The following is a 3,094-nucleotide window of genomic DNA, read 5'->3' on the forward strand; positions in this document are numbered from 1 at the left end:
CCCCCAACCCGTTGGGGCGCGGGGGGCCCATGTTTTAACACCTCCCCCCCCCGGTGGCCCCCCCCCCCCCCCCCCTTGGGGGGTGGGGGGGCCCCCCCCCCCGGGGGCCCGCGGGGTGCGGGGTTGTCTCCGCGAATCCATCTCTCATTTGAATCCGCGGAGACAACCCCTCATCCGGCGCTTCGCGCCACCTTCTCCCACAAGGGGGAGAAGGATTGGCAGCGTGCCTGCGGTTAGCTCAGTGAGTTCATCACGCCCCTATAACACCACCCGTCGTCCCTCCTCCGCCGCCCAATAGCCTGCGTAGTTCACCTTGATCGTCTCGTACGCCAGCGCCAAATCCGACCGCGGCTCCCGCCCCCTCGCGGCGCATTCCATGAAGTCCTGGATCTCCTGGAGATAGCCGCGCGTCCACTCCTCTTCGAGACAGACATATTGCCAGCCGGTTTTGCGGTCGACCTTCTCGGTGATGTAGACGGAGGCGAGCTTCTCCTCGGAGGTCTGGTAGCTCATCAGATGATTGTTCGGCGTGATGTTGGCGAACAGCGAGCCGCCTGACGTATAGGTCTCGATCAGATTGCGCACGCCGCCCATGATCATGTCGCCGGAGAACACGGTGGCCTTGGTGCCGTCCGAGAAGGTGGCAGTCAGGGTGCCCCAGTCCTCGACGTCAACAGGATTGGCCTTGATGTAGGTGCGCTCCTCCGGCTTGAGGACGGCCGTGACGTTGCCGACATCACCGCTGACGCTGGCGACGCGGATGGTTTCACCGCGCGCCTTGGCCTCGACCTGCTTGAGATACAGCACGGCCGAGAGCGGATGGCAGCCCATCCGGATCAGCGAGCCGCCGCCGGTCATCGCCCATTGCGCGGCATGGGCCGCATGCGAGCCGGAATGACTCTCCTCGCCCTTCATGAACAGGATCTTGTCCTTGGTCGCTCTTAGAATCTCGGCGGTCTTGGTCACGGCCGGCGCGTAGATCCAGTCCTCGGCATACATGAAGAGTTTTCCGGTGCGCTCGATCGCGGCGCGCGTGGCGTCCATCTCTTCCAGCACGCGCTCATACATCAGCGCCTTCGGCACATGCTTGCCGATCGGCTGCCGGTCGCCGTCGCGGCCGAAATAGCCGGCGAACGGCTTTTCGCAGATCACGTGCTTGCCGGCCTGCATGGCGGCGACGATCATCCCCGCATGGAGATTTGGCGGCGTGCAAATGTCGATGACGTCGAGCTCGCGGTCTCCGATCAGCTCGGCGAAGCTGCGATGGACCCGTGGGACCTGGTGGCGCTGCGCAAATTCGACGACATGGTCGCCGCGCGCAGCGACCGCCGCGACCTCGACATCCACGCCATAGACGCGCCGGAACGCATACATATGCAGCTCCGACACGAAGCCGCAGCCGACGAGTCCCACTTTGATCTTGGCCATAGCGCCCCCTGACCCATACTTTGGGCAGCACTATAGCGCGCCGGCAGGTCTATTCCACCGAGACCCGCACCACTCCGGCGCTCATCATGCCCAGCGCTTTGGCGGCGGGCACAGAGAGATCGACGATCCGGCCGCGAATGAAGGGGCCGCGATCATTGACGCGGCATTGAATCGAGCGGCTGCCGTAGGACACCCTCAGCACGCTTCCGAAGGGGCGCGTCCGGTGCGCGCAGGTCAGCTCGCCTTTTCCGGCTTTTCCATACCCGTAATAGGAGGCAAGCCCGCTTTCGGCCTGGGCAAAGGAAACTGCAGAAAGCGAAAAAGTGGCAAGGCAAGAAAATAGCGTCGTCTGCGCTCGCACGGCACCGCTCCCGGTTGGCCCTGCCCCGCGCAGAAACGTTTGTTGGTTCCCGTAGGTTCCTGAGCAACTGCCGGGCCGCGCCCGGCAGTGCCATCACACATTGTTACTATTTGTGGAACACGAGCGTCCGAACCTCAATGCTTTCGCGCGGCGCCGCATCCGCTGGCGTGGTCGGATCGACGAACGCGGTGTGCGGCCCAAAGCGGGTGCGGCCATCTGTTGCGGAATCGTAGCATTTGAGCAGCAGCGCTTCGTCCGTCGTCATCTCGGGAAAATAGAACCAGCGATGGTTCGGATTGTATTTCACCGAATAAGTCTCGCCGCGACGGTTAGGATAGATCAGATCGGAGGCGACGAGATCGTCGGGCGCAACCGTCGTACCGTCGGCCATCGCCAGCGGCGAATCTCGCAACGGGCCACGGATCGGCCGCCATAGATTGATCACCTGGACGCGGCCCTTGAGCAGTTCCTCGGCCTCATCGGGCAGATGTTCGCGCACGCGGTTGGCGCCGGAGACGGCGGTCTGATCGACGTGGACACGCGTTGCCGGCTGACGCGGGCCACCATCGCGGATGTCCGCGGCACCCTCGACCCGCCTGCGTACGGTATGGTCGAAGATAACGACGCGGTCAGCTTTCAGCGTTGCGCGCAGGAAAGCCTCGACGGCGGGATAGTAGACGGCCTTGATTTCCTCCTCGTTGGAGAAGTCCTTCACCTGGTTCGGATGCCGCACCAGCGCAAAGCCTTCGCGGTCGAGCGAGAAATTATGGGCGATCAGTCGCGCATCGAAGATCGGAACCTGATGCGGCTCCGGCAACGACGTGCTCTTGGGCTCACCCGGCGGCGGATCGAAGGCATAGGTGCGCGGCTTGCCGGAAACCGGCGCGAGATAGTTGAGTTCGGCGGTGACGAAGGGAAGCGATTCGATTTTTGTTTCTTGCAGGCCCATGGCCGGTCTCCCGATGTGGTCGTCTGTATGACTTTTGAGGGGACTGAGCGTGACGCAAGGGAGGTGGTGCAAATAGCAATGGGATTTTGTCGCCATCGAGAAACGAAGAAGGAATGGTTCGGAGATCGCCCCGCGTACGCTACTCTCCTTCTCCCCTTGCGGGAGAAGGTGGCGCGAAGCGCCGGATGAGGGGTTCTACCGGCTCGCTTCAATGCGAGAGACCTACTCGCGGAGAGAAGCTCCTCACCCGTCTCGCCGCTACGCGGCAAGCCACCCACACCCCCCAGGGGGGCCGAGGTATGAGCCCCGGCGGGGCCCCAGAGGTTTTTCTTAAACCCCCCCCAGCCCAAAAAAAA

Annotated in this window: 3 protein-coding genes; all 3 read right to left on the reverse strand. The window is 63.3% G+C overall.

Annotated features, from left to right (window positions below; genetic code table 11):
* Positions 1 to 258 precede the first annotated feature (258 nt).
* The 3 genes from AC0L3P_RS12690 to AC0L3P_RS12700 all read right to left on the reverse strand — a co-directional run bounded on the left by AC0L3P_RS12690 (position 259) and on the right by AC0L3P_RS12700 (position 2,738).
* A complete protein-coding gene (locus AC0L3P_RS12690; protein WP_473302107.1) occupies positions 259 to 1,428 on the reverse strand; it encodes a Gfo/Idh/MocA family protein in 1,170 nt (389 codons plus the stop codon).
* Between the two features lie 49 nt (positions 1,429 to 1,477).
* A complete protein-coding gene (locus AC0L3P_RS12695; protein ID WP_007601095.1) occupies positions 1,478 to 1,789 on the reverse strand; it encodes a septal ring lytic transglycosylase RlpA family protein in 312 nt (103 codons plus the stop codon).
* Between the two features lie 106 nt (positions 1,790 to 1,895).
* Positions 1,896 to 2,738, reverse strand: coding sequence for a CmcJ/NvfI family oxidoreductase (locus AC0L3P_RS12700; protein ID WP_473302108.1), 843 nt, complete (start codon positions 2,736 to 2,738; stop codon positions 1,896 to 1,898).
* Between the last annotated feature and the right edge of the window lie 356 nt (positions 2,739 to 3,094).

The sequence above is a fragment of the Bradyrhizobium sp. WSM4874 genome (assembly GCF_055811835.1).